At 66.9% G+C, this 25,623-nt stretch carries 15 protein-coding genes, 1 other RNA gene and 4 pseudogenes; 11 read left to right on the forward strand and 9 right to left on the reverse strand.

Features of this window, described 5'->3' with window-relative positions; translation table 11 throughout:
- Positions 1-7: 7 nt before the first annotated feature.
- From WJW29_RS00080 to WJW29_RS00120, 9 genes are read left to right on the forward strand one after another with little or no spacing between them, the layout of a single operon-like run.
- On the forward strand, positions 8-547 hold the full coding sequence (locus tag WJW29_RS00080; protein WP_011408951.1) for a hypothetical protein: 540 nt from the start codon (positions 8-10) through the stop codon (positions 545-547).
- Positions 544-2,004, forward strand: a complete 1,461-nt coding sequence (gene tagH, locus WJW29_RS00085) for a type VI secretion system-associated FHA domain protein TagH (protein WP_113124183.1) — start codon at positions 544-546, stop codon at positions 2,002-2,004. The genes WJW29_RS00080 and tagH overlap by 4 nt, the downstream gene beginning before the upstream one ends.
- A complete protein-coding gene (gene tssK / locus WJW29_RS00090) occupies positions 2,001-3,338 on the forward strand; it encodes a type VI secretion system baseplate subunit TssK (protein WP_011408949.1) in 1,338 nt (445 codons plus the stop codon). Before tagH ends, tssK begins: the two co-directional genes overlap by 4 nt.
- A gap of 1 nt (position 3,339) precedes the next feature.
- A complete protein-coding gene (gene icmH, locus WJW29_RS00095; RefSeq protein ID WP_011259596.1) occupies positions 3,340-4,656 on the forward strand; it encodes a type IVB secretion system protein IcmH/DotU in 1,317 nt (438 codons plus the stop codon).
- Positions 4,657-4,659: 3 nt separating this feature from the next.
- On the forward strand, positions 4,660-8,118 hold the full coding sequence (tssM, locus tag WJW29_RS00100; RefSeq protein WP_011259595.1) for a type VI secretion system membrane subunit TssM: 3,459 nt from the start codon (positions 4,660-4,662) through the stop codon (positions 8,116-8,118).
- Complete coding sequence (gene tagF, locus WJW29_RS00105) at positions 8,115-8,762, forward strand: type VI secretion system-associated protein TagF (protein WP_041182189.1); 648 nt, start codon at positions 8,115-8,117, stop codon at positions 8,760-8,762. Before tssM ends, tagF begins: the two co-directional genes overlap by 4 nt.
- A complete protein-coding gene (locus WJW29_RS00110) occupies positions 8,759-9,481 on the forward strand; it encodes a PP2C family serine/threonine-protein phosphatase (protein WP_011259593.1) in 723 nt (240 codons plus the stop codon). Before tagF ends, WJW29_RS00110 begins: the two co-directional genes overlap by 4 nt.
- Positions 9,478-12,381 (forward strand): bifunctional serine/threonine-protein kinase/formylglycine-generating enzyme family protein, encoded by a 2,904-nt coding sequence (locus WJW29_RS00115; RefSeq protein ID WP_027703483.1) that lies wholly within the window; start codon positions 9,478-9,480, stop codon positions 12,379-12,381. Before WJW29_RS00110 ends, WJW29_RS00115 begins: the two co-directional genes overlap by 4 nt.
- Positions 12,378-12,704, forward strand: a complete 327-nt coding sequence (locus WJW29_RS00120) for a hypothetical protein (protein WP_012444504.1) — start codon at positions 12,378-12,380, stop codon at positions 12,702-12,704. The genes WJW29_RS00115 and WJW29_RS00120 overlap by 4 nt, the downstream gene beginning before the upstream one ends.
- A 36-nt stretch (positions 12,705-12,740) precedes the next feature.
- Here WJW29_RS00120 and WJW29_RS00125 read toward each other — a convergent pair.
- From WJW29_RS00125 to WJW29_RS00155, 7 genes and pseudogenes are all read right to left on the reverse strand, one after another.
- Positions 12,741-12,816, reverse strand: a non-coding RNA gene (locus tag WJW29_RS00125) — sX9 sRNA.
- A 60-nt stretch (positions 12,817-12,876) separates the two neighbouring features.
- Positions 12,877-13,905, reverse strand: a complete 1,029-nt coding sequence (tssA, locus tag WJW29_RS00130) for a type VI secretion system protein TssA (protein ID WP_041182188.1) — start codon at positions 13,903-13,905, stop codon at positions 12,877-12,879.
- 8 nt (positions 13,906-13,913) lie between these two features.
- Positions 13,914-14,894, reverse strand: a complete 981-nt coding sequence (locus WJW29_RS00135; RefSeq protein ID WP_011259590.1) for a LysR family transcriptional regulator — start codon at positions 14,892-14,894, stop codon at positions 13,914-13,916.
- 113 nt (positions 14,895-15,007) lie between these two features.
- Positions 15,008-17,467, reverse strand: a complete 2,460-nt coding sequence (locus WJW29_RS00140; RefSeq protein WP_011259589.1) for a two-component system VirA-like sensor kinase — start codon at positions 17,465-17,467, stop codon at positions 15,008-15,010.
- Positions 17,464-18,456: a cytochrome c peroxidase gene (locus tag WJW29_RS00145; RefSeq protein ID WP_011259588.1), complete on the reverse strand. Its 993-nt coding sequence runs from the start codon at positions 18,454-18,456 to the stop codon at positions 17,464-17,466. The genes WJW29_RS00140 and WJW29_RS00145 overlap by 4 nt, the downstream gene beginning before the upstream one ends.
- Entirely contained in the window at positions 18,453-19,232 is a 780-nt protein-coding gene (locus tag WJW29_RS00150) for a response regulator (protein ID WP_011259587.1), read from the reverse strand. The genes WJW29_RS00145 and WJW29_RS00150 overlap by 4 nt, the downstream gene beginning before the upstream one ends.
- Positions 19,233-19,553: 321 nt before the next feature.
- Positions 19,554-20,150 (reverse strand): annotated as a pseudogene (locus WJW29_RS00155) (Tn3 family transposase); the annotation flags it as partial.
- Between WJW29_RS00155 and WJW29_RS00160 the strand changes: the two are divergent.
- Positions 20,130-21,025: pseudogene (locus WJW29_RS00160) on the forward strand (IS256 family transposase); the annotation flags it as partial. The pseudogenes WJW29_RS00155 and WJW29_RS00160 sit on opposite strands and share 21 nt — an antisense overlap.
- A 15-nt stretch (positions 21,026-21,040) precedes the next feature.
- Here the strand turns inward: WJW29_RS00160 and WJW29_RS00165 are convergent.
- Positions 21,041-21,778 (reverse strand): annotated as a pseudogene (locus tag WJW29_RS00165) (transposase); the annotation flags it as partial.
- On the opposite strand from WJW29_RS00165, the pseudogene WJW29_RS00170 reads away from it, so the two are divergent.
- Positions 21,732-21,887, forward strand: a pseudogene (locus tag WJW29_RS00170) (IS3 family transposase); the annotation flags it as partial. The pseudogenes WJW29_RS00165 and WJW29_RS00170 overlap by 47 nt on opposite strands.
- 308 nt (positions 21,888-22,195) lie before the next feature.
- Here the strand turns inward: WJW29_RS00170 and xopU are convergent.
- The gene (gene xopU / locus WJW29_RS00175; RefSeq protein WP_233282841.1) at positions 22,196-25,153 is read right to left on the reverse strand and encodes a type III secretion system effector protein XopU; all 2,958 of its coding nucleotides are present in this window, start codon (positions 25,151-25,153) and stop codon (positions 22,196-22,198) included.
- Positions 25,154-25,623: the final 470 nt, after the last annotated feature.

Consider the following 25,623-nt stretch of genomic DNA (forward strand, 5'->3'; position numbering starts at 1 on the left):
GACCGCCATGTTGCAGATTCTTCACGCCGCGCGGCAGATGCGGCTCTCTCCCTCTGCGCACGCCGCCTTGGCGGCGGACATGGCGCCGGAGACCGGCGTGCGCGAATTGTTGGCGCGTGGGCTTGCCCAGGATGCGCTGCCACTGGCCTTGCGTTTGTTGCCCAGGCCGTATGCCGTGGCATGGTTGTGCCAGTGCATGCGCACGCACGCGCTCAGCGGGCACGACAGCGAAGGTCTGCGGCTGGCGCAGGCATGGGTGCAGCAGCCTGGCGCTGCCCAGCGCGAAAACGCGCGCGCATTCGCTGCCGACGACGACTATCAGTCGGTCGGCGCCTGGCTGGCGGCGGCCGCGGCCTGGAGCGATGGCAGCCTGAGCGACGAGGGCGGCCCGCCGGTGGCCGAGCATCTGACCGCGGCGGCGGCAGTGGCGGCGTTACTGCATCTGGCCGGACGCGAGCCTGCGACCTTCGACGCGCAATTGGTGAACTGGAGCGAAGATGCCGCACGCTTGCTCTCCGGGCTGCGCGTGCGCGAGCGTGCGCCATGAGCGCGGTGTCACCCCGGCTGACGCTGACGGTTCGCGATGCGCAGGCGGTGTCGGGCGGCACACAAGCGCAGGCCAGCTTCGCGGCAGAAGGCGGGCGCATCGGCCGCGACGCCACCTGCGATTGGGTGCTCGAAGGCGAGGGGGTGTCGCGCCTGCACGCCAGCGTGCGCCATCTCGATGGGGTGTATTTCATCGAAGACCACAGCACTAACGGCGTGTTGCATAACGGCGTGCCGCTACGTGCCGGTTTTCCGGTGCCGCTGCATGCCGGCGACGCCTTGCGCATCGATGCCTTCGAGATCGACGTGGCGGTGTCGGGCGCAAGCGTTACCGCTGGTGCAGCCGCGACGCAGAACTGGAATCACGCCGAACCGTGCACGCTGTCGGCAATGCCACTGCCGCAGCAGTCGCAGCACGCGCCGCTGGAGCATGATGTTTTCGCCGCGCTTGGGGCGTCGTCGATGCGGGCAACCGACACCGACCCACTGGCATTGTTCGCCACCTCGTTCACGCTGGCCGGCCGCCAGAGCGATGCGGCGGCGTTCGGGCTGGGGCATGCGCCGGCAACGGCCGAGGCCTACCGTGCACCCGTGGCCGCGCCGGCTGCCGGCGGCGTTGTGTTGCCCGAGCACTGGGACCTGACACGCAGCGAATTTGCGCTGCCGCCGGCTGCCGATCCAGTGGCAGACATGCAAGCGCCACTGCCGTCCGCCGCAGTGCCTATTGCCCCAGCGGCGGCAGCACCCGCACCGACGCCCACACCCACACCCACACCCACACCCACACCCACACCCACACCCACACCCACACCCACACCCACACCACTGCCACTGCCACTGCCACTGCCAACGCCGGTCTCGCAAACGCGTGGCGCGGCAGTAGCGGTGAGCGCTGCCGCCCCCTCCGCGGCGCAGCCGGTAGTTGCACACACGCCGGATACCCCCGAGCTGCCCGCGCTGTTCGCCGCCATGACCGCTGGCTTGATGGATGTCTTGCGCGCGCGTGCGGCGTTCAAGAACAGCCTCCGCGTGCCGGTCACGCTGATCCAACGCACCGAGAACAATCCGCTCAAGTTCGCCGCGACGGTGGACGAGGCGGTCGCCCGCCTGTTGGCGCCGCCGAGCCCTGGGTATCTGACCGGTGCGGCCGCGATCGAAGAAGCGGTGGAGGACATCGGGCGTCACCAGCTGGCCTTGTTGGCCGGCATGCGTGCCGCCTTCGAGCATGTGTTTGCCCAGTTCGATCCAGCGCGCTTCGAGGCAGACACCGCCGGCTCCGCGCTCGGTTCCTGGGGCAATCGGCCCTGGCGACGCTACGCGCAGCATTACCGCGAGTTGCTCGGCGATCCCGACGAGCGCTTCCGCCGCCTGTTCGGCGAAGAATTCGCCCGCGCCTACGAACAACAGCTGGCCCGTGCCAAGGCGCAGGCTCAACCCACAGACGGCGACCGAGCATGACCCCTTACAACAAGGTGATCTGGAGCGAGGGCCTGTTCCTGCGCCCGCAGCACCTGCAACAACAGGAGCGCTATCTGGAGCGCTACATGGAACTGCATGCCGGTGCGCTCCGGCCGCATGCGTGGGGTTTCAGCGTACTGGAGCTGGAGCCGGAATTGCTGTCCATCGGCAAGCTCGGCATCCGGCGCGCCCGCGGCTGCTTTCCCGATGGCACGCCGTTTTCCATTCCCGATCGCGATCCGGCACCGCCGCCGTTGGACGTGCCGGCCAACTGCCGCGACCAGGTGGTGAGTCTGGCGCTGCCGCTGCGCGCGACCACGCAGCCGGATAGCACCTGGCCGGATGGCGACGGCAGCCGGCTGGCCCGTTATCGCGTGGGCGAAGCGGAGGTCGGCGATTCGTCCGGCAGCATCGCCGGCACGGTCCTGCTGGAAGTCGGCGTGCTGGCCAGTCGCCTACGCCTGCAGTCCGAACCGGGGGAGGGGCTGGTGGAGGTGCCGATGGCGCGCATTGTCGAGTGCCGCGCCGATCGACGGGTGATTCTCGATGATGCCTTCATCCCGACCGCCATCCGCATCGAAGGCGCCGCGCGGTTGTCCATGCTGCTGGCCGAATTGCTTGGGCTATTGCATCAACGCGGCCAGGCGCTGGCCGACCGCGTGGCCGGCAGCGACCGTCGCGGCGTGGCGGAAATCGCAGACGTGCTGATGTTGCAGGTGATCAATCGCTACCAGCCGCTGGTGGCGCATTGGGCAAGCGCGCCGCTGGAGCATCCCGAAGCGCTGTATTGCGTGCTGCTGGGGATGGCTGGCGAACTCGCGACCTTCACCCGTGCCAGTAAACGCAGCGGGCCATTTCCGCCGTACGCACACGATGCGCTGCAGGCGAGCTTCGAGCCGGTGGTGGTGTCCTTGCGCGAAAGCTTGAGCGCGGTGCTCGAACAGTCGGCGATTGCCGTGCCCTTGCAGCAACGCAAATACGGCGTGTGGGTGGGCATGGTGCCCGATCCGGCCTTGCTGGACGCGGCGGCCTTCGTGCTGGCAGTCAAGGCGGATCTGCGCGCCGAGGATCTGCGCAAGCGGCTACCCGCCGAATCGAAGATCGGCCCGGTGGAGAAGATTCGCGACCTGGTGAACCTGCAACTGCCCGGGGTGGCCGTGAGTGCGCTGGCGATGGCACCGCGGCAGGTGCCGTATCACGCCGGCTGCGCCTACTTCGAACTCGATCGGCAATCGTCGCTGTGGAAGACGCTGCGCACGTCCGGTGGCGTGGCGCTGCATTTCGGCAGTGGTTTTCCCGGCCTGGAACTTGAGTTGTGGGCGGTGAGGAATTGAGATGAGCAACACGGTCGACCAGCACGACGACGATGCCACCGTGGTCCGCAGCGCGACGCCGGCGCCGCGGCCCGCCGCATCCATGCCGCCCCGCCAATCACCGACGCGGACGAGGCGACCGCCCGATCTGGATGCCGCCATGCGCGCGACGCCAGGTGCGATGCAGGGCAATGCGGTGGTGCGCGCAGCCACGCCGCTGCTGCTGCTGGCGGTGCAGTTGCGACACTCCGCGCAGACGCCGGAGATCGCCACCTTGCGCGAGAACTGCGGCACGCGCCTGCAGCGCTTCGAGCAGGAGCTGCGGCAACAGGGCACCGACGACAAGACCGGCATCGCCGCGCGCTACGTGCTGTGCACGTTGCTCGACGAAGCGGTGCTGGCCGCGCCCTGGGGCGAGGCCAGCGGCTGGTCGCAGCGCACTTTGCTGGTGACGTTCCACGGCGAAACCTATGGCGGCGCCAAGGTCTTCGACCTGCTCGATCGGCTGGCACGCGATCCGGCGCGGCACCTGGACCTGCTGGAGCTGCTGTACCTGGCATTGGCGCTGGGCTTTGGTGGCCGCTATCGGGTGGAGCAGGGTGGCGGGGCACGGCTGGCCGATCGCCAGGCCGAGCTCTACCAACTCATCCAGCGTCAGCGCGTGCCTGCGCCTGCCGAGTTGTCGCCGCATTGGCAAGGCGCGCAGGCGCCGTTGCTGCGCAATGCAGCGGCCACGCCGCTGTGGATCGCGGCGCTGGCCTCGCTGTGCATCGTGTTGCTGGCGTTCGTGTGGTTGCATGCGCGCCTCAATACGCTGACCGCGCCGATCAGCGCGCAGCTGGCGCGCATCGGCCTGGAGCGGGTGGCGTTGCCGATCCCGGCGGCAGTCAGAGCGGCGACCATACCGGCGCTTGCACCGCTGCTGGCGGCCGAGCAACGCGCAGGGTTGCTGACCGTCCACACCGACGGCGATGGCCGCAGCACCGTGCGCCTGGCCAGCGCATCCATGTTCCCCAGCGGCAGCGCGGAGTTGGATGCCGATCAGACCCACCTGCTCGAACGCGTTGCTGCGGCGCTTGAACAGGTGCCGGGGCGGGTGGTGGTGGTGGGGCATACCGACGATCAGCCGGTGCGCTCGCTGCGCTTCAAGGACAACTTCGCCTTATCCGCACGTCGCGCCGAGAGCGTGGGCGCCGTGTTGGCGGCAGGCCTGCGCGATCGACGCCGGGTACAGACCAGTGGCGCGGGCGATTCCCAGCCCATCGCGCTACCGCCGCAATTGCCCGGCAACCGTGCGCGCAATCGGCGCGTCGAGATCCTGTTGATTCCCGAGACCTGACCCATGCGCTTTGTGCTCGATTTCCTGCGCGTCCGCTACCTCGCCAGCGCTGCCATCCTCAGTCTGTTGGCCGTCCTGGTGTGGGTCGGCGGACCCTATCTCAGCCTGGGCCGCTGGCAGCCGTTTGCCAGCGTGAGCGGGCGCCTGCTTGCCATGGCCGTGCTGGTGCTCGCGTGGGCAGGGTGGCGCTATCTGCGCTGGCGCCGCGACAGCGCCAAGCAGCAACGTCTGGCCGCCGAACTGGTCGGGCAGGGAGCACGTGCCGAAGACGCCAGCGGCAACGACAGTCGCGCGCGTGCAGCACAGGAGCAGGTCCGCCTGCGTGCGCGCTTTACCGAAGCCATGGCGGTGCTGCGCCGTCGCCGTCGCAACGGTCCCGGCCTGCACGTGCTGCCCTGGTATCTGCTGATCGGCGCGCCCGGTTCCGGCAAGAGCACCTTGCTGCAGTCTTCGGGCCTGGAGTTCCCCCTCAAGGCACATGGCACCCACGCCGCGCTGGAAGGTGTCGGTGGCACGCGCAACTGCGATTGGTGGTTCGCCGACCAAGCAGTGTTCCTCGACAGTGCCGGGCGCTATACCACCCAGGATTCGGACGCCATCGCCGATGCCGGTGCCTGGCATGGCTTTCTGGACCTGCTGCGGCGGCATCGCCGGCAGCCATTGAACGGCGTCATCGTGACCGTGAGCGTGGCCGAGCTGCTGGAGCTCGATGGCGATGCCGGTCTGTCGCACGCGCGGGCAGTACGTCATCGACTGAACGAACTGGTCGAGAAACTGCGCGCACGCGTGCCGGTCTACCTGATCGTGACCAAATGCGATCTGGTGTCGGGCTTCGCCGAATTCTTCGCCGATCTGGATGCCGCCGGCCGCGCGCAGGTGTGGGGGGTGTCGTTCCCACAGGCGCAGGCCGCCGGTGACACCGATCCGTTGACGCGATTCCCCACCGAGCTCGAACGCCTGCTGGAGCGGATCGATCAGCGCGTGCTGGAGCGCCTGCATCGGGCGCGCGATGCACGCGAGCGTGCCGCGGTGCTGTCCTTTCCGCAGCAATTGCGGTTGCTTCAGCCAGCGCTGATGGACGTCGTGCAGACCGCGTTCGGCCGCCATGGCTATGCCGGCCAGCCGTGGCTGCGTGGTGTCTATCTGAGCTCGGGGACGCAGCAAGGCCATCCGATCGACCACGTCATCTCGGCAGTGGCGCAACACTTCGGTGTTGCCGCCGCCGGTCTGCCGCCCGTCAGCAGCGCACCACGCAGTTACTTCCTGTCACGCCTGCTCAAGGACGTGGTCTTCGCCGAGGCGGGACTGGCCGGCAGCCAACCCGGCAGCGCGCAGCGCCGTCGGTTGCTGCAGCTGGCCTGCTGGGCCGTGTTGACCGCCACCACCCTGGGCGTGCTGTCGGGCATGGCCGGCAGTTACGCCCGCAACGTGCGGCTGATCGGGCAGGTGCGCGACGCGCTCGATGCCTATCCCGCCGGCCCGCTGCCCGCCGATGCAGGCGAGGCGGCCTTCTATGCAAAAGCCTTGCAGCGTTTCGACGCGTTGGCGCAGGCGCGCGATGCGGCGCTGCCGCCGGGCGCGTCGATTCCGTGGTCGCGACGTTTCGGGCTGCACCAGGGCACGGCCTTGGCGCGCGATGTGCAAGAAGCGTATCTGCGCGACCTCAATGGCGCGTTGCTGCCGGCATTGGCGCAATCGCTGCGACGCAAGCTGGAGCAGTCCAGCAACGATCCGCAACGTTTGTATCCATTGTTGAAGGGCTACCTGATGCTGGGAGACCCGACACGGCGCGATGCAATGCATCTGGCCACGCTGGCAGACACGGTCTGGCGCCAGATATTTCCCGACGATGCATCGGTGCGTGCGGGGTTGAACCTGCATCTGCGCGCCTTGCTGGGTCCGGTGGACGGCGCGCGCGCGCTTGCGCTGGATCGGCAGCAGATCGAGCAGACACGGGCGAGCCTGCGAACCGCCGAACTGCCGGCACTGGTCTACGGTGGCCTCAAGCTGACGCAGCCCGGGGTCGATGCCGGCCAGGCCCCACGCCTGGATCGCCGCCTGGGCCTGCTGAGTGATGTCTTCGAACGCCGCAGTGGCCTGCCGTTGTCTGCGCCATTGCCCCCGCTGTTCACCCGTCAAGCGTTTCAAGCACAGATCGGCGGTGGCATCGCGCATGGCGTGCAGCAGTTTCTCGCCGACGATTGGGTGTTGGGCACGGCACCGCTGGACCCGTTGGCGCGCTCGCAACTGGAGCGCGAGGTATTGGCGCTGTATCAGCGCGACTACATCGCCGCCTGGGACAGCCTGCTGGCCGATCTGGTGTTGCGGCCGGTCGTGCAGACCGGGCAGGCGAGTGCGGTGGCCGCCAAGCTGGGTGGACCGGCATCGCCGCTGAAGGCGTTGCTGGTGTTGCTGCGCGAGCACACCCACGCACTGGGGCGCACGCCTGCAGCGAAGGCCGGCGCGGGCGCTGCAGCTGCCGCGGACACTGCTGCTGCGGCCGAGCCGGATGTGGCAGCCGAACCGATCGAACGCCATTTCGAACCGCTCACTCGCCTGCTCGATGGTGGGCCGGGCGCCAGTGCGCTGGACGAAACCCTGGCCGCGTTGACCCAGATGAGCCGCACGCTGTTGGGAGCCGCCGCTGGCGTGGCTGCCGACCAGAACGCCCCGGCGTTGCTGATCGCCGCGCAACAGGCCGAACAGCTGCCGCCGCCGCTGGGCAACTGGATGGCGACCTTGTCCGGTCGTGGTCGCGCATTGACCGCCAGCAGCGCCGGCGAGGCATTGCGTAACGCGCAACGGCAAGCCGCCGGGCGTGAGTGCGCGCTGCTGGTGAGCGGGCGTTTCCCGTTCGTGCCGGGCAGCAACAACGAGATCCCGCTGCGCGATTTCGCCGAACTGTTCGCACCCGGTGGGCGGATGGACCGGTTCGCGCAACAGGCGTTGCTCGGCAAGGTCGATACCAGCGGGCCTGGCTGGAAATGGAATGCAGGCATGGCTGCGGCTGGCGCAGACGACGTGCTGGCGCGCGCGCAACTGGCCGACGAGATCAAGCAAGCATTCTTCGCCGGCGGCGGTGCGCAGCCGCAGGTCGCCTTTACTGTTTCCATTCCACCGCAAGCAGGGATTCGCCGGCTGCAGCTGGAGGTGGATGGGCAAGCGCTGGACGTGCGCGATGGTGCGCGCGCCACCCAGTCGATGACCTGGCCTGGTCCAACGCCAGGTCTGGTGCGTCTGGCGGCGTGGGACGCCAGCGGACAGGCTTTGCCAGTGGTCGAATACCGCGGCCCCTGGGCCTGGTTTCGGGTCATGCAGGCCGGGCGGCTGCACCGCAGCGGCGATCTGGATTACACCGCCAGCCTCGCGCTGGGCGGCACCAGCGTGCGCGTGGACATACAACCGGCCAGCCTGCGGCATCCCTTTGCGGCGTCGGCCGTGCAGCGGTTCAGTTGCCCATGAGCGCCATGCAACGCCCGCCGGGTTTCTACGGCAAGCTGCCCGCGGTTGGCGATTTCGTACATCGCCGCTTGCCGGAGACGTTTGTCGACCCGTGGCATGTGGCGATGCAAGGCGTGTTGTCTGCCAACGCGGCAACGATCGCGACGCCTGCGCAGCACGCACCGGTGTGGCGCTTCGTGCTGATGCCCGGCCTCGCGGGGACGGCTGCATGGGTCGGGGCGATGCGGGCGAGCGTCGATCGGGTCGGCCGCGCGTTCCCCTTGGTCATCGCCGCAGCGCTGCCTGCACGCGATGCCGATGGCGCGACAGCTGCCGCCACGCCGACCCATTTGCGTCTGCCCGCATGGCTGGATGCTGCCGACACGGTGTTGTGCAATATCGGTGCAAAGCGACAGCAAGATGGTGCCTGGTTGGACCACGCCTGCGTGGCGCTCGCCCAACACGCGCACGACGACGCATCCGTGCTGGCGCCGCCGCTTGCGGACGCGACCACTGCTGGCAGCAGCCTGTGGTGGACGGCGATGACAGCATCTGCGCCGGGTGCCTGGATGCGTCTTGCCGGCTGGCCTGCGGCCGGTCATGCGCCGATCCTGCTTGGACCCTCGCATGCGCCGAGCGCCTGTCTTGCAGAGGCAGTGCAATGAGCGCGTCTTACGTGTCCGCCGGGCGTACCGAACAGGGCAATGTCCGTCGCCGGAACGAGGATGCGATTTTGCTGCGCGACGATCTGGGCCTGTGGGCAGTGGCCGATGGACTGGGCGGCCACAGCGCCGGCGATCTCGCCAGTCGCATGGTCGTCGATGCACTGGGCGCGTTGCGGCGCGACGGCGACCTGGCCAGGTTCGTCGATGCCATCGACGCGCAGCTGAACCAGGTCAACCGGCAATTGCGTGCATTGGCGCGCGCGCGGCGAGTGGATGTGATCGCCAGCACCGTGGTGGTGCTGGTGCACGACCACGAGCTGCTGATGTGCGGCTGGGTGGGCGATAGCCGCGCCTATGCGTTCGAGGAGGGCCGGCTGCAGTTGCTGACCCGCGACCATGTGGCCGGCGACAAGGACGATCTGACGCAGGTGGGGCGAGCGCAGCCCGCCGGCGGTGCGCTCACCCGCGCGATCGGCGCCGACGATGCGCTGTATGTGGATTGGATGGTGTGCGCGCGCCGGCCGGGCCAGCACTACCTGCTGTGCTCGGATGGAATCAACAAGGAACTCAGCGACGCCGAGATCGCCGCCCACTGCCGGCGCGCGCATCAGCCAGCCGCGCTGGTGGCACGCCTGTTCGATACTGCGCTCGGCCGTGCCGGGCGCGACAACGTCTCGGCCGTGGCGCTGCGCCTGGCCCCACGGAATGCGCCGCCATGACCACCCGCGATCACGACATGACCGGCCGCACGTCGCCGCCGGACGACGACCGCACCCGCGTACGCCCGGCCCGCGACCTCGCCGATACGCCGTCAGTGCCGCCGGCTGCCGACGACGAGGTCACCCGGCTCGCGCCGCTCACCCGACAGCGCGCCGCCCACGCTTGCGACGACGCGGCAACCAGGGTCAACCCACTGGCGCACGCCGACGACAGCGCTGGCGCCTCCAGCTGGCGGCGCGTTGCGCAATTGCAAGGCGACGCGCAGGTCGGCGTGGGCATGCTGCTGAAAGCGCGCTTCTTGCTGGTGCGCGAAATCGGCCGCGGCGGCATGGGTGTGGTCTATCTGGCGCGCGACGAGCGCAAGGTCGAGGCGCGCGACCGTCATCCTTACATCGCGGTCAAGGTACTCAACGACGACTTTCGCCGCCATCCGGATTCGCTGATCGCCTTGCAGCGCGAATCGCGTCGCGCGCAGAGCCTGGCGCACGACCATATCGTGCGCGTCTACGACTTCGACAAAGACGGCGCCATCGTGTTCATGACGATGGAGTACATCGAGGGCGACGACCTGCGTGGGCTGATCCGCAGCCGGCTGGGCGAGGGCATGCCGCTGGCCGAGGCCTGGCCGCTGATCGAGGGCATGGGGCGCGCCCTGCAACGCGCGCATGCCGCCGGCATCGTGCATTCGGACTTCAAGCCGGGCAACGTCATGGTCGGTGCAGGAAACCTCGCCAAGGTGTTCGACTTCGGCATCGCCCGCGCGGCGAAACTGGCCGGCGCCGAATCCAGCGATGACCACACGGTGTTCGACGCGGCCACGCTGGGCGCGCTGACCCCTGCCTACGCCAGCATGGAAATGTTGCGCGGCGACGAGCCGGCGTTCGCCGACGATGTCTATGCGTTCGGCTGCGTGGTGTACGAACTGCTGTCCGGCCGCCATCCCTTTGCCAAGCAATCGGCGACGCAGGCGCAGGCGCAGCAGCTGCGCGTGGCAGCGCTGCCGACGCTGAGCCGCCGGCAGATGCGCGGGCTGCGGAGCAGCTTGGCGTTCGAGGCGGCGGCACGACCGACGATGACGGTGTTGCTAGAGCAACTGCGTCCGCGCAGCCGCAGCGAGCGCGCGGTGCCGTACCTGCTGGCGGGCGTTCTGCTGTTGGCGGGCGGCGTCGGGGCGACGGTGTGGATGCAGGTGCATGCGCAACGCGAGAAGGTCGCTGGGGTGCTCGAGCGCTTCTCGCCACAAGCGCCGAACCGGTTCGCGCATGAAGCCCACGCACGGGCAGCGTTGTGGGCGCTGGGAGAAGACGACCGCCGGCGCTTGATCCTCGACCACAGCAGCACCATCGAAGCGTTCCTGCTGAGGCGCCTGGACCACTATTGGCAGCCGGCGCTTGGCCGCGAAGACTATGTGGGCGCACAGCGCATCCTGAGCGTGCGCGACCAGTGGAAGCTGTTCTCGCCACGCCTGGATGCACGCCGCAGCGCCATGGAGCAGGAGCGCGATCGTCTGCTCAACGGTCTGGACACCGCATTGACGGGCGCGATCGCCGCCGGGGCACTGTTCGAGGATCAACCCGGCAACGTGGTGGCGTTGCTCGATCGCGTGCGCCGCCTGGCGCCGGACAGCGGCCTGCTGCGGCATGCCGAACTCGAGTTGCGCTACCGGCGCGGGTGTGCGGATGCGCTCACCGCAGGTCGTCGCAACGAAGCGCGCCGCTGGCTCGACACCGGGCGCCGCGTCTTCCCGCAATCGGCTCTGCTGCGAGAGTGCGCGCACGAGCTCGACGCGGCAACTGTCACCGCATCCGCCACGCCGTCCGCTCCGCCAGCGCCGTTGGTGGAGGACGCGCAGGCGCGGCTTGCCGCGCAGATCGCCACGCGCATCGAGTCGGTGCGCGCCGCGGCCGCCGCCAACGACGTCGCCAAGGTGAAGCGGCAGTTGGCGCAAATCGCGGCCAGCAGCCCGGAGCATCCGTTCCTGCGCAGCGAAGGCGCACAGCGGCTGACCGATGCCTACCTGGGGCTGGCGCGTTCCCTGTGCCGCGATGGGCGGTGGAAAGAGGCCAGCGTCGTCATCGGGCAGGGACTGGATGCCCAGGACACGCCACGCCTGCGTCAGGCGCTGGGCCGTTACCGGTTGGCGATGGAACTGGAACAACTCGGCACCGCGCTCCCTGCGCCGTCGGTGCTGCAGCGTCTGCGCGAGCGCAAGATGGCCCTGCAAGCGCAGGACGCCGACGGCTTCCGAGCCTTCCAGAGCGATGTCGCCAAGTCCGCCCGGCAACGCGTCTCCTATACCGCGGCACTGCTGCCGAAACTGGAACCGGTGGCGGTAATGCCCGCACCGCCGGCCAAGCCGAGCGATCCCTGCCGTCTCTCCGCTCCGTCCAGTGGCGCGGCCACCTGCAGCGATGATCTGGGCAAGCACGGCCGCGGCCCGGAGCTGGTGGTGCTCTCCAAGCCCGGACGCGCACTGGCGATGATGCGTCGGGAGATCAGCGTGGCCGACTTCGCGCTGTTCTGCGCCGACACCCAGCGCTGCCGTGTGTCGCGCTGGACGCGCAAGTCGGCGCCTGTGGACGAGGTCAGCGCTGCCTTGATCCGCGATTACGCCGCTTGGCTGAGCAGCGCCAGCGGTCGTACCTATCGGCTGCCGCGCGATGCCGAGTGGCTGCGCGCGGCGCGTGCCGGCGAGGACGGCTGCACAGCGACGGTATCTAATAGCTGGGGGCTGCTCGACATGGTTGGCGGCCTCGCCGAGTGGGTCCAGGAGGGCGAGGGCGTAGCCGTGCGCGGCAGCCAGCGCGGGGTTGCTGCCTGTGCCAGTCCCGGCACGGTGAGTTCCAACGGCGACGCAGCGCGCGGCATCGGTGCACGCCTGGTGAGAGACGTGGAATGAACGACTGGGAGACGCAGGCCAACTTGGTCCTGCAGGAGTTGAACGCAGCACAGGTGGAGCGACGCCTGGACCCGGCCGAATATCGGCGCCGTCGCCTGCAATTGCTGCAATCGATCGCGCGCTCGGCCGGTGCGCCCACTGCGCGCCGCCGACGCGTCGCCGCGCCGCAGGCCTTGCCCACCCCGGTCGTGACGGTGCGACGCGACCGCACGCCGCCGACGGCCCTGCAGGCGGCCCTGCGCTCGTGGACACTACGCTTGTGGGCAGCGGTGATGCTGGCCGGCGCGGCCTGGGTGTACTGGCACGGCATCGCAGCGCTGTGATGCCGGCCGGGCAGGCCGGCAACGGAGCCCAGGCGCGGCGAACAAACCTTAGCCAGTCACCGTCAAGTGGACGTGGACGGCGCACAGGAACCGGAGTGCACGCGTGCTACCTGCCGATTCCGGGCACCGGCCGCACCCAACCGGCGACGACGCAGTCGTTGTGTTGGCTGCTCTAGTCGGAATGGTCCTGGCCCGACACCACTTGCAGCTCTTCAATCGCGCGCGGCGCGAGATCGCGTATCAGTGCGGTGAAATCCAGGCCGACCAGGCGTTGTGCGCGCCGCAACAGTAACGGCACCGGGCTGGAGGGCTCGCGCCGCGCGTAGTAATCGCAGAGCTGGTCGAGCATGCGGCGAACCTCGTCCGGATGCTCCACGGCGTGCGCGCGTGGCGTCGATGTCCTGACAGTGTCGGCGCCCGGTGCTGCATGTTCGGTCGGCTCGGCCGGGGATCCGGAACGTTCGGACACATAGGGCCGCAGGAACGCACGCAACTCGTCCAGATCCTGCGTGAGCGGTGCCAGCTCCGGACCGTGCCCCGGAGTGCGCTCGGCGAACACGCCGGCAATTGCGGCAATGTCGTCCTGCGCAGCGGCCAGGGCTGCGTCCAGATCAAGCAACGCCTCCAGCGGGCAGTCGCGCAGGCAGGCATCGATGGCGGCAGGATCTGGTATCTCGCTCGCGTCCTCCGCAGCGAGCTTGAGCGTGCCTTGCACGATGCGCAGATCGCGCAGCGAGAAATGTCCTGGATGCAGTCCCTTGAATAGGCGCACGTTGCGCAGCTGTGTCAGCGTGCGCTCGCTGTCGGCCAACGCAGCGATGGCGTTGACGCGTTCGGTCGGGTCGTTGTCTTCATCGGCATCCAGATGAGGATGGACGTCGCCCCAGAACTGCTCCAGCAGTTGTCGGAGCAGGCCGACGCCGCTGGACCAGCCCACCAGACCGTCCTGGTGCAAGCGGGCGATGCTCAGCAAGATGCCCAGCCGCAAGTCCTTGGAGCGCCCTAGCAAGTGTTCGGCGCTCTCGGCGACCTGGCGCCATTGCGGCGCGTCGGGCACAAGCACGCCAGCGCCCAAGGCGCGCTCCTGACGCGGTCGTGCAAGTTCCTCCAGGCTCTGGAACTCCGGGGTGTATTCCAGGTTCGGACCGGATGGCACCTGTTCGTCGACCGGTCGCAGCAACGGTGCGTTGTCGATCTGCATGGCGCGGCTCACGAAACGGATAGCACGAGATCGGCACGGCCGGCGGTGCGTCGCGCCGCGGCCGGCACCGCTGCGGCCGGCGCTGCCGGAACAAGCAGGTCCAGCACACGCTCGCGCAACCAGCGATGTGCGGCATGGGCATCGTTGCGTCGATGCCAGGCCATCGCCAGCGCCATGTCCGGCAGCGGGAAAGGCAGTTCGAAGCAGTCCAGCGGTGCATGCCCGCGCTCTGCCGCAAGCGTTGCCGGCATGGTGGCGACCATGTCGGTGCCCAGTACGATGTCGCGCGCGGTGGCGCACTGCGAGACGGTCACCGCGATCTGCCGGGTGTGCCCCAGATGCCGCAGTTGCGCATCGATGGCGAGGTTGCAGGCCTGTGCGTGCGCGACCTGCACATGCGCCAGACGGCTGTAGCTCGCTGCGCTCAGCGCCGCGGTACCGCGCGGATGGCCACGGCGCTGCACCAGCACGTAGCGTTCGTCGCGTAAACGGCGCAAGCGCAGCGCGTCGGGAACCGCTTGCGCGTGATCGATCAGCAGATCCAGCTCGCCGTTTTCGAACGCGTCCAGGCGCGTGTCGGAACTCACATGCACGAACTCCAAACGCATCTTTCGATTGCCCTGGGCCTGGATCAACCCTGCCAATCCCGCACCCAAGGTGCCGATCGCATCGGCAGCGGCTGCGATCCGGAAGCTCGCCGACGACGTCGCTGGATCGAACGCGCTGTCCTTGCCGAGCAGGCTCAGTTTGCCGATCGCTTCGCGCAGCGGCGAAGCCAGTTGATCCGCGCGTGGCGTGGCCACCATGCCGCGGCCGGTGTCCGATGGCATCAACAACGGATCCTTGAACAGCACGCGGAGTCGTGCGAGTTGCGAGGACAGTGCCGGCTGGCTCATATGCAATCGCTGCGCGGCATGGGTGACGTTCTTCAGCTCAAGCAATGCGTCGAGGGACACCAGAAGAGGTAAGTCGCTTGGTCGGATATTCATGTCGTGGATCGCTCGTCGTGGAATGCAGGCGGCTTACTGCGCCTGGGCATCCACTAGGCTAGGCAGCCCGCGCTACGTTCCGGTGTCGATCTGCGGCGACTGTGTTTCATTTGTCACAGAGCAGGCGTGCCCTCATCCTGCGTTGTCATGTCCATCGTGCGACCCAGCGCACGTTCCAGCGCAAGCGCCAGCGCGCTCAGATCGAACGGCTGCGCAATGATCTCGGTGATGGCGCCGCCCAGACCCTTGCGTGTCGCCAGGCTCATCGCACGGGTGGCGAGGATCAATGGCAGCTTCGGCGCAGCGGCATGCAGCGCGTCGATCGCGTGTTCGGCATCGCCGGCACGATCGCGCTTGAGCAGCACGCCATCGAAGCGCATCGGGTCGGACGTTGCCATCGCGACGGCTGCCGGCAGCTCCAATAAGCCGACCGGTTCGTGTCCCAATGCGGCCAGCATTTCTTCCAGGCGGTCGAGCTCGGCCGCGTCGTCGCACAGCAGCAGCAAGCTCGCATGCCGCGATCGCGTCTTCGGCAAGGGCGCGGCCTGGGGGGCTGCTGCAATGCCTGTCCGCAGTGGCAGCTCGACCACGAAGGTCGTGCCGACACACAGCGTGCTGTCCACGTCGATCCGCCCTTCGTGGTTGTCGATGATCTTGCGAACCGTTGCCAATCCCAGCCCGGTGCCGCGATTGCGGGTGGTGAAGAAGAGATCGAAGATGCGATCCAGTTGGTCTGGAGGAATGCCGATGCCGTGGTCGCTGACACGCAGCTGCGCGATGCGACGGGGCGTGCCGTCGGCTGCGCTGCCCTTGGCGGCCGACAGTTGAATCGTGACCGTCCCGCGCATGTCCATCGCCTGCGCCGCGTTGCTGGCCAGATTGAGGATGACCTGCTGCAGTTGCGCTGGATTGCCCAGCGCGTGCAGTGGCTCCTGCTCCTGCTGCAGGGCGATCGTGACGGTCGATGGCAGCGACACCGACAGCAGCGAAACTGCGCCTTGCAGCAAGGCGTTCAACTCAACCGGCTGTACGTTGTAATTCTGCACCCGCCCGAAACTGAGGATGGATTCGATCAGATCGTAAGCGTGCGCCGTGGTGTGGCTGATCTCGAGCAGGTGCTCCGATGCCGGCGAGTGCGGATCCAGTTTGGACAGGGCGATCTCGGCATTGCCACGAATCGCGCCGACGATGTTGTTGAAGTTGTGCGAAATGCCGCTGGCCATTGTCCCCAACGTTTCCATCCGCCGGGCCAGTTCCAGGCGATGTTCCAGCGCCCGGGCTTCGTCTTCGAGTCGCCGTCGCTCCAGTGCATCGAACAAGGTGTCGAGCGCGATGTGCAACTGCGGCAGAAGTTCGGCCGGTGCCGCCAGGCCACGATCGCGGCGCGCGGAAAGTGGCGGCAGCCGCAGGCACAGCAGTGCAACCGTCGCCGCTTCGGAGTGTTGCCGCAGGCAGAGCCACTGCGCGCCGCGCACGCGTTCGGGCTTGCCCAACACCTCGACGGTGCCATTGGCGTGGACGACCAGTACGTCGCTGGCGGCGACCGGTCCGGTGGCGGCCACTGCGGCAAGCATGGTGCGGAAGGCCTCGTCCTGCGGATCGGGCCAGATTCGCGCGTCAGCGCCGACGGATACCACGCCGAGGCGGGCACTCGGCAGCTTCGCCCACTTCGCCAACCGCATCAGCCCGGCCTCGATACCAGCGTCCAGCTGGTGGCGATCGTTGGCCACAAGACGGCGCGACACCGCAACCATCAAGCGGTCGAACTCCGCGCGTCGACGCAATACCCGCGCGCGCTGCCGCAGCAACGTGGCCAGGTACAGCAAGGCGCCCAACATGACGACGGCCAATCCCAGCAACAGGAAGCGGACCTGGCGCGCGGTGGCCTGCTGGCAGGCATGCTGTTTTTGCAGATACGTCTTGAGCTGTGCATACGAGGCCAGCGAAGCGATCGGGCGCATGCGGCGGATGGTGGTATCGGTCTCCGGCAACAGCTTCAGCAGCATGCGTCCATGCGGCAGCAGCGGCGTGCTGGTCGTGCGTTGTGCCGCTTCGTCCAGGCGCCGGCGTGCCAGTGCGACCGCCTCGCCGGTCGTGTCCAGACTCAGGCGTTGCACGGCGCTTGCCAGCATGCTCGCTGCGCGTGCCGCAGCGGGATCGTCGCCTTGGCGGATCTGCGCGCTGCTCTCGCTCCAGAAGTAGGCCAGCGAGTTGGACAGCAGCGAATTCTGCGATTTGAATAACTCCCGCTGCAGCGATTTCTCCGTGTAGTCGGCGTCCAGCGCGGCGATGGCCTGGCACAACGCAGGGTCGTGGTCGGCCAGCCGGCGCAGGTGCTGCAAGGTGTCGCGTGCGTGGGCATCGCCGGTCACCAGCGAGTCGTAGTCGCGCAGCAGGCCAATGCGCGCCTTCAGCACGTCGTTGTCGAGATTGGTATCGGCCATGTCCAGCGCGTCGAGTGCGTCCAGCGCGTGACCGTAACGCTGCGTGTCGCGATCCAGCGCCGCCATGCACAGACTGAAGAAAATCAGCCCCGCCAGCAGCACGGCGCTGAGGATCGTCGCCCACCTCATGGGTGGGGCGCCGTCAGCTGCCGACCCTGGTGCTTGCCGGTCAATGTGTTCAGAAACGCAGCGATATCGGAGACATCCGCAGGGCTCAGTGCGACGCCAAGTTGAGCGGTGCCCATCGCCTTGATCGCCTGGGGCAGGGTGCTGGCGCTGCCGTCGTGGAAGTACGGGGCGGTCGTGGCAACGTTACGCAGGCTGGGAACCCGCAGGATCGGGGTGCCATCCCGTGTGACGGGAGCGAAGATGCCGCTGCGCTGGAACAGATTGCCGCCCACGTTGACGCCTTGGTGGCAGGAAATGCAGCCGATCGACTTGAAGGTGCGATAGCCGCGTAACTCTTGTGCGTTCAATGCCGTGTCGCTGCCTTGCAGCCAGAGGTCGAAGCGACTGCCCGGCGTGACCAGCGAGCGTTCGTAGCTGGCGATGGCATCGAACAGCGCGGCGCGATCCGGTGGCCTGCCATAGGCCGCGCGAAAGCGCTGATTGAGCACCGTGTCTTGTCGCAGTCGTCCGACCACCGTCGCGATATCGGCCTGCATGACGCTTGGCTTTTCGAGCAGTGAAGCCGTGTGCACTTCCAGACTGCGGAAGTTGCCGCGCCAGCCCAGGCGAAAGTTCGCTGTCGCATTGAAAATGGTCGGTGTATTGAACGCCGGCGGCGCGCGCCCGGGCGTCCGGGTCGTCGCATCGGCAGCGGCACCGTTGCTGGACAGGCGATGACAAGACGTGCAGGCAAGGCGGTTATCGCCCGACAGCCGGCGATCATTGAACAGCAGTGCGCCCAGCGCGACCTTGCGGCTGTCCAGGCCGGTTGCTGGTTGGATGACATGGATGGGCTCATTAGGGCGCACCGACGGGGCTGCAACGCCAGCTGCCTGCATGGACGGCATCGCGAGGAACGCTGTGGAAGCGAACGCGACCTTCATGATCGCCACCGGCGTCCAGCGCTGTGTGCGATGGTCTGGCCGAGCCGGCGACGGCGGTTGCGTCATCGAGCGTGCTCGACCGACGGCGTGAAGACGTAACCGGCGCCGCGCTGGGTCACGATCAGCGTCGGCTCGCGCGGGTCCTGCTCCAGCTTGCGGCGCAGGCGCAGGATCTGCACGTCGATACTGCGGTCGAACACGTCCTCATGCAGACGCGTGGCTCGCATCAGGTGCTCGCGGCTCAGTGGTCGTCCCGGTGCATCGACAAAGGCGCGCAGCAGCGCGTATTCGCCCTTGGTGAGCGCAATGGCAGGTGCGCCTGTGCGCCCCACCGTGCGGGCCTGTAAATCGAATTCCCACGCATCGAAGCGCACGCGACCTTCGCCCGCACCGCGTGCCGCCGCCATCTTGGAGGTGATATGGCGGCGCAACACGGCGCGGATCCGCGCCGTCAGTTCATGCAATCCGAATGGCTTGGGCAGGTAGTCGTCGGCGCCCAGTTCCAGCCCCACCACGCGATCGATTTCGTCGCGGCGATGGCCGCTCATGATGATCACCGGGATATCGGATTCCTTGCGCAAGGCGCGCAACAAGTCCAGACCGTCTTCGTGCTTGAGCATCAGGTCCAGCAGCAGAATATCCGGCTCGCGCCGACGCAGCGCCTCGGCCAGTTCGCTGCTGTTGGTGGCGACAAAGGCTTCCATGCCATGCGAACGGATATGGCCCATGACCACGTGGGCCATGGCCTGGTCGTCATCCACCACCAGCACCTTGGCGACTGGGGCGGAGCGGGGCGTGGATGCGTCGGAGGAGGAGGAGGAACGGGAATGCAGCTTGCTCATCTACTCTCAATTCCGGCATGACCGCCTTCGCGGACAGATCCCGAGTGTCGACTGGTTGGGGATGACCGCATCGATCCTGTGGGGGAATTGCGTCCATGCGCGGGGCAACGGTGCGCCGTCGAGGAGACAGCATCGTCGTGCGAGATGCAAGGAGGTTTTTGTGTCGCCCAGCCACGTCGACAAACGTGTCCGCGCGATCTGCAGGGGAGTGGACGGACTTTTGCTCGATCTTGTGACCAGCCGCTCGCTCTGCAAGACGCCAGCGGGGCGCCGGTGCCGAACACGCGCGTCAGATCCGACAACGATGTCTTCGGCTGGATTCTATTGTCGAGCCTGCTTTCGCCAAGGATAACGAGGGTCGGCAGGGATTCGTGTAAAAAACAGCCGATTGTGTCCTAACCCACTGTCGATCTCCCGATTGAGATCCAGTGTGTAGTCGCCTAACCGATTGATGTGCGATGTCCGGTATGGCGACAGCTCTGCCAGGGCTTCAGGGCCGATGGTTCGGCCTTCGTCCCGCAGTTCGGCCAGAACGCGGGTCATCTGCTCGACGTTATGAAGAATGATCAGATTTGCCACGAGTTGGTTGTAGCGCACGATCTTGCGCTGCTCGTGCTGGACGTTTTCGGCGATGATCCCTTCCCCGGCGAAGAAGGCCCATTTGACGAAACCGTTGAATTCCTCGCTTTTATTGGTCGCCGCGTTGATGGTCTTGCGCACTTCGACATCGTCGATGTAGTGCAGCAGGAACAGTGTGCGCACTACCTTGCCGAGTTCACGGAATGCCCAGTACAGCTTGTTTTTACGGCTGTAAGTGCCGAGTCGGCGCAGGATTGTAGAGGCGGTGATCTTGCCGAGTTTGATCGAGATGGCGACTCGCAGCATGTCCTGGAAGTGGGTTTCGATCAGCGCCCAGTCGTGTATGCCCGCGGCATGACGGCGCGCGCGATCCAGGGGCATCTGGAGCAGATGTACAGCGCCGAGGTGCGCCCAGCCTGATCTGCTCGGTGACCGATGCCGTGGTCGATGAGGTGAAGGCCTGGCAGAGCCGGGCGCTGGATCCGGTGTACCTGATCGTCTCCATCGACTGCATTCACGTCAAAGTACGCGAGGGCGCGGTGCGGGTGAAGGCGGTCTACCTGGCCATCGGCATCACGATGGCTGGCCAAAAGGAGGTGCTGGGCCTGTGGCTGGCCCAGACCGAGGGTGCGAAGTTCTGGATGCAGGTGGTGACGGAGCCGCGCAACCGCGGCGTGCAGGACATCTTCATCGCCTGCGTCGACGGCCTGAAGGGCTTCCCCGAAGCGATTGAGGCGGTGTTCCCACAGACGACGGTGCAGCTGTGCATCGTGCACATGGTGCGGAACAGCTTGAACTACGTGTCGTGGAAGCGGCGTCCGGAGGTGGCGGCCGCCCTCAAGCGCATCGACACCTGCGCCACCGCCGAGGAGGCCGAGCTGCGGTTTACCGAGTTCCAGGAGCGCTGGGACGACGCGTATGCGCCGATCGGTCAGTCATGGCGGCGCAACTGGCCGTGCCTGGTCCCGTTCTTCGACTGCCCACCGCAGATCCGCAAGGTGATCTACACCGCCAACGCCATCGAGTCGGTGCACTACGGCCTGCGCAGGCTGACCAAGCACCGCGGTGCCTTCCCCAGCGATGAGGCGCTGATCAAGCTGCTCTCCCTGGCCCTGCGCAACATCAGCAAGCGGTGGACGTTGCCCATCCGCGATTGGAAGGCCGCGCTTAACCGCTTTACCATCCAGTTCGAGGAGCGTATCCCTCAGCTGTAAGCCAAATCCCGTTTACACAACATTCTGCACACGCTCCCTCGATGGTCACTGCTTCGTGTGTCGCGTCGTCCACGATCACCAGACACTCGATCACCCGGCTTTCTGAGGTGCTGTCGGAGACGACGTCCATCGACCACACCTGGTTGGCCTGCGATGGTCGCAACAACGGCTGACGCTCGCTCACTGGCACCTTCTTGCGCTTGCGGGGCCGGACTTGCAGCTGCTGCTCGCGGTACAACCGCTCCACCCGCTTGTCGTTCACGAGGCGTCCTTCCTGCCGCAGTTTGAGATAGATCATTCCCACGCCATAACGGCGATGACGATGCGCCAACGTAACAACGCGCTCGCGCAGCTCGACGTTGCGGTCTTCGTGCGAGAAATAGCGCGGCGCACTGGCGCTCATGCCGATCGCTGCCAACGCACGACGCTCGCCGGCACCACGCCCGATCCACTCGCGCACCAGCACACGACGTGCCGGTGCGCTCACCACTTTTTTCGCAGCGCATCCTTGATCAGATTGTTCTCGAACAGCTGCCCGGCCAGCAGCTTCTTCAGCCGCGTGTTCTCCGCCTCCAGCTCCTTGAGCCGCTTGGCCTCCGGCACGCTCATCCCGCCGAACTTGCTGCGCCACAGGGAGTAGGAGGCTTCGCTGAAACCATGGAGACGACATAGGTCCTTGATGGAGACCCCGGCGTCGGCTTCGTGCAGGAAGCTTATCAACCGATCAAGATACTCGACTCTGGAAGCGGCCAGAGCCGATGCGTTCGAAGATAGCGAACGCCGACACAACCCGAGGAGGCGACGAAGGGTCGCCCAGCAAGACAAACAAGTTCAAAACCCTTTACAACCGTCCGTGATTTAGGGGTAGAACCCAACCTACGGAAGAAAGGCAAACGCCCGGAGCCGCATTCCCGATGCGTTCGACACACGCTGCACGCGGCGCCGACACGGGGCGGTCTCAAGAGTCAGGTGCAACACCTCGAGAGACCTGCTGTTAGCGCAACGTATGGACGGACAGCCCAGCAGGCCATTGATTGTGCAAAAGTTACGTAAGCCAGTGTTTTGACAGAAAACGCGGGTCTGCAGTGGAGAAAAGTGTTGCACTTGGAACTTGAGTCGGCCCGGTAACTTTTGCGTGTTACCTGTTGCCTGACAACCGCCGCGGAGGCGTCATGGCGCGCGCCGACGCTGCCTGGCCTGCTTCGGCCCGCCTGCCCTGGCACGGCTGCCGCCCGCTCCCTGCATGCAGGGAGCCGCTATGAGCTGCGTGCGCTCGTCGCAGTCCTGCATTTGCCGGATCGCGGTCAGTGAAGCACGCAGCGCCGTCACCATCAGGGGCCGGTTCTCACGCAACGGCCCCAGTTGCTGGGCCTTCTTGTTGTGATACGTCAGGTTTCTGATGAGGGCAAGGAACTGCAAAACGTTCGTCACCAGCGCCTTGGCGACCTCGCTGTCGGGCGCAAACTCATCGAGTTCCTTGTTCTGGATGGCAACAGCGATGCGGCTGAGCATGAGAATTTTCTCCAGTCCCAGGCGCCACTCCAGCATACTGCGCCAGTCGGCCAGGAGCCGCCGTTCTTTACCGGCACGATCACGTTCATCGCCCCGGATCTCCGATTGCAGTTCCGCTTCCAGGTCGGTCACGAACCTTATCGACGAGTCGAAGGACGCATCGATGCTGTCAAACTTCGCGTTGAGCCGGCTGCTTCTAATGCGCCGGAGATGCTGTACTTGCTGTAGAGGATTATCGGTGCGTACTTGGAACACCTGCTGCATCGTCTTCAATGCCACAATCATCTGCCGGCCCCGCCGCCGGACTTCCCTTGCCAGGGACAGGGCATGCATGGCGTCGGCGCCTGCCGCGTGCTCCACAGGGACCGGAACGTCCAGGTCCATGCTGATCGCCCGTCGAACGAACTCAGCCGCCCTGGCGGTCCGGGAGGAGGCGGCACATGGCAGCAGGATGAACGGAGTTTCCTGCCAAAGGGCCAGCAATGCGGAAGAAACTCTTGCCGCATAGACCATGACATCCAGGGTCTCCCTCGCGCAACGATGCTCCTGCACGGCGTCAGGCGGCATTTCCTGCGGCATGGGGATGCTCAGCCGGTGCAGCGCGTCCACCTCTGAGGCAATGGACCGCACAGACTCCAGCAACGGCAGCGTAGTCTCCGCGGGTGCATCGCCCGCGGAGGACGCATGCGGCGCTGGTGCCTGCTCTGCCTCTGTCTCTTGCACAAGGGCCGGCATGAAGGCGAAATGCCAGCTCTGGAACAAGTCGGCGCCCAACCGGTCGGTTGCCGCCTCCAGCGTGGGCCGGGACTGCGCGAACAACTGCGACACCTCCGCGGCATGCGCTCGCACTGCCGCTACAAGGCACAGCGTATGGGCCGCATCGCACTGCCGGGCCAGCGTCTGCAGCGGTTCGGCCATCGCACCACGGGCCGCCGACCGGGCGGATCGCGCCACGGTCCGGAGTCGTTCTGCCCGCTGCAGGGCGGACTGGGTTCTGGCAGGAGGCTGGCCAAGCAGTTCGCAGGCGTCGGCCAGGGCGAAGAAGCCTTGCAAGCGCAGCTCCGTCGGCAATCGGTCGACGGCCATCTCGCTGCCCTGGCCCGCGGCGGGCAGCGGCATGGCCTTCAGTGACACCCCGGCGGCACGCGCCCAGGATGCCAGTTGGGGAAGATCGAGGGCCGGCACCTCGTGGGAAAAGCCGGAACGGGCCTCCCCACCCAGCAACGCCGATCCGCTTTGCCAAAGCGCAAGGAAGGCCTTGTCGAGCAAGGCTTGCGCCTCTTGCTCATGGGCCTGCGCCTGGGCGATGGCGCGCTCGCACAGGGAGGCGATGAAGGCGGCCGAGCCTTCACGCTCCGCTGCGGTCCACTGTTGCAACGAACGCTCTAGGACGCGGGGCAAGCTCGCTGCCGTGTGCAGCACGCCGCAGAGCTGCCGCAAGCGCTCCAATTGCCGCAGCCCCGGCATGCAGGAGTCGACGGGGGTGGACTCCGCCCGGCTGCGCAACGTGCCCAGCGAAGCCAGGAGAAGTCCGAAGGAGCGCCGCAAACAGGTCTCTTTCCAGGCAGCAACGCGGACGGCGCTGCCCAGATTTTCCCTCAGGGCATCGGCTGCCGCCTGTGTGACAGGAAGGGGATCGAGCAGAGCATCGCCCCAGGCTGCGCGCAGGCGTCGGGCCATGACCTCCAGCGCCTCGGCATCGGCGATGAAACGGCTCGTCCACTCCTTTTGCTGAAACGCGCGGTCCGCCGCGGGCAGGTGCGCAAAGGCGGGCACTGACAACGCCCCGTTCCGCAGACATTCCAGACGTTGTGCCGCTGCTTGCATCATGCCCGCCAATTCCCAGCAGAGCACGCTGTCCATCCCGTACCGGGGAAGAGTCTCCGAGTTGACGGCAGCGTCCGCGTCCAAGGAATCGCACGCTTGCCGAAGACATTGAACCAGATGCGCCTGAATGTCTCTCTGGAGGCGTGAATTCAACATGGGCGGGAAGTGGGATCGCCGCGCCGCCCAGAACACTTGATGGCGGGCAAGGAGCTGGCGTTCCGCACTCTCGCACGCTGCCTGGGCAGCCTGGATTCGCGCATCGCCCGCGTCGGCCTCGGGGTGAAGCTTGGAAAAAATCGCCTGTGCCGCACCGTACTGCTCCCCGGCGGCGCGCCAGGCCGCGGCGGCGTCCAGCATCCTGCGATGCATCTTCTGGAACTCGGGCGGGACACGGTAGCCTTCCAGCACATGCCCCACATCGGCCGGGTCGAGCAGACATTGCAATGCAGCCGCCTGGCTGGCCGCCGCTTCCGCCATGCGAACCATGGCGCGCAGATCCCGGCTGGAGCGGGCTTGCTCGACCGCCCAGGCGATGAAGGCGGTACGCTGCGCGGCCTTCAGCGCTGCGGGGCCATCGTCCGCGATGACCTGGAAGTCGAGCGCGTCGCTTGCGTCTTCATGATCCTCGGCATGCGGCGCTACCGGATTCTCCTGCACGGGAGAGGAGATGCCCGGTGGCTGCGGCAACTGGAAAGGCAACGCCGCGTGGAGAGGGAGGGTGCCCACATGGCGGCGCTGCGCGCCGGACGCCGTGGCGCGAGCAGGCAGCGCACGCAGCAGGGCATCCATGGAGGGACCGGACAAGGCCCCATCGTCTGGCGCCGGCGTGGAACTCCCGGCGGGCTCATGCGTCTGCGCGTGCTTCGCCTGCGGACCGTGAAGGGCAGAGATACCTGAGGCGCGGGGAATCATGGGTTGCCACCTCATTCATGCAAACGCCGCTACATTGACAGACGCTGGCCAAAAACGCTCCCACCAAGCCGAAAAAGCTGCAGAACTTGCGAAGCTGGATGGAAGCGCGATGCATGACACTGGCAGACCTGCCCAACCTGATCACACTAGGCAGGAGCCCGCTCCCGCGCAGTCGCGGTGGGAAGCGGATAAGCTCTGAAGAACGTGCCGTGTTGCAGATTGAAATCACCAGCGGCGCAAGCATTCGCTCCATATCGCGGCGTCTAACAGGCTGCTGAAATACCAGCCGCCAAGCGAGTCGGCACCATCGGCATGTCTCTTCGCACCTCAGAAGTGGTGAAAAATTG

Source organism: Xanthomonas sp. JL1, from assembly GCF_038405005.1.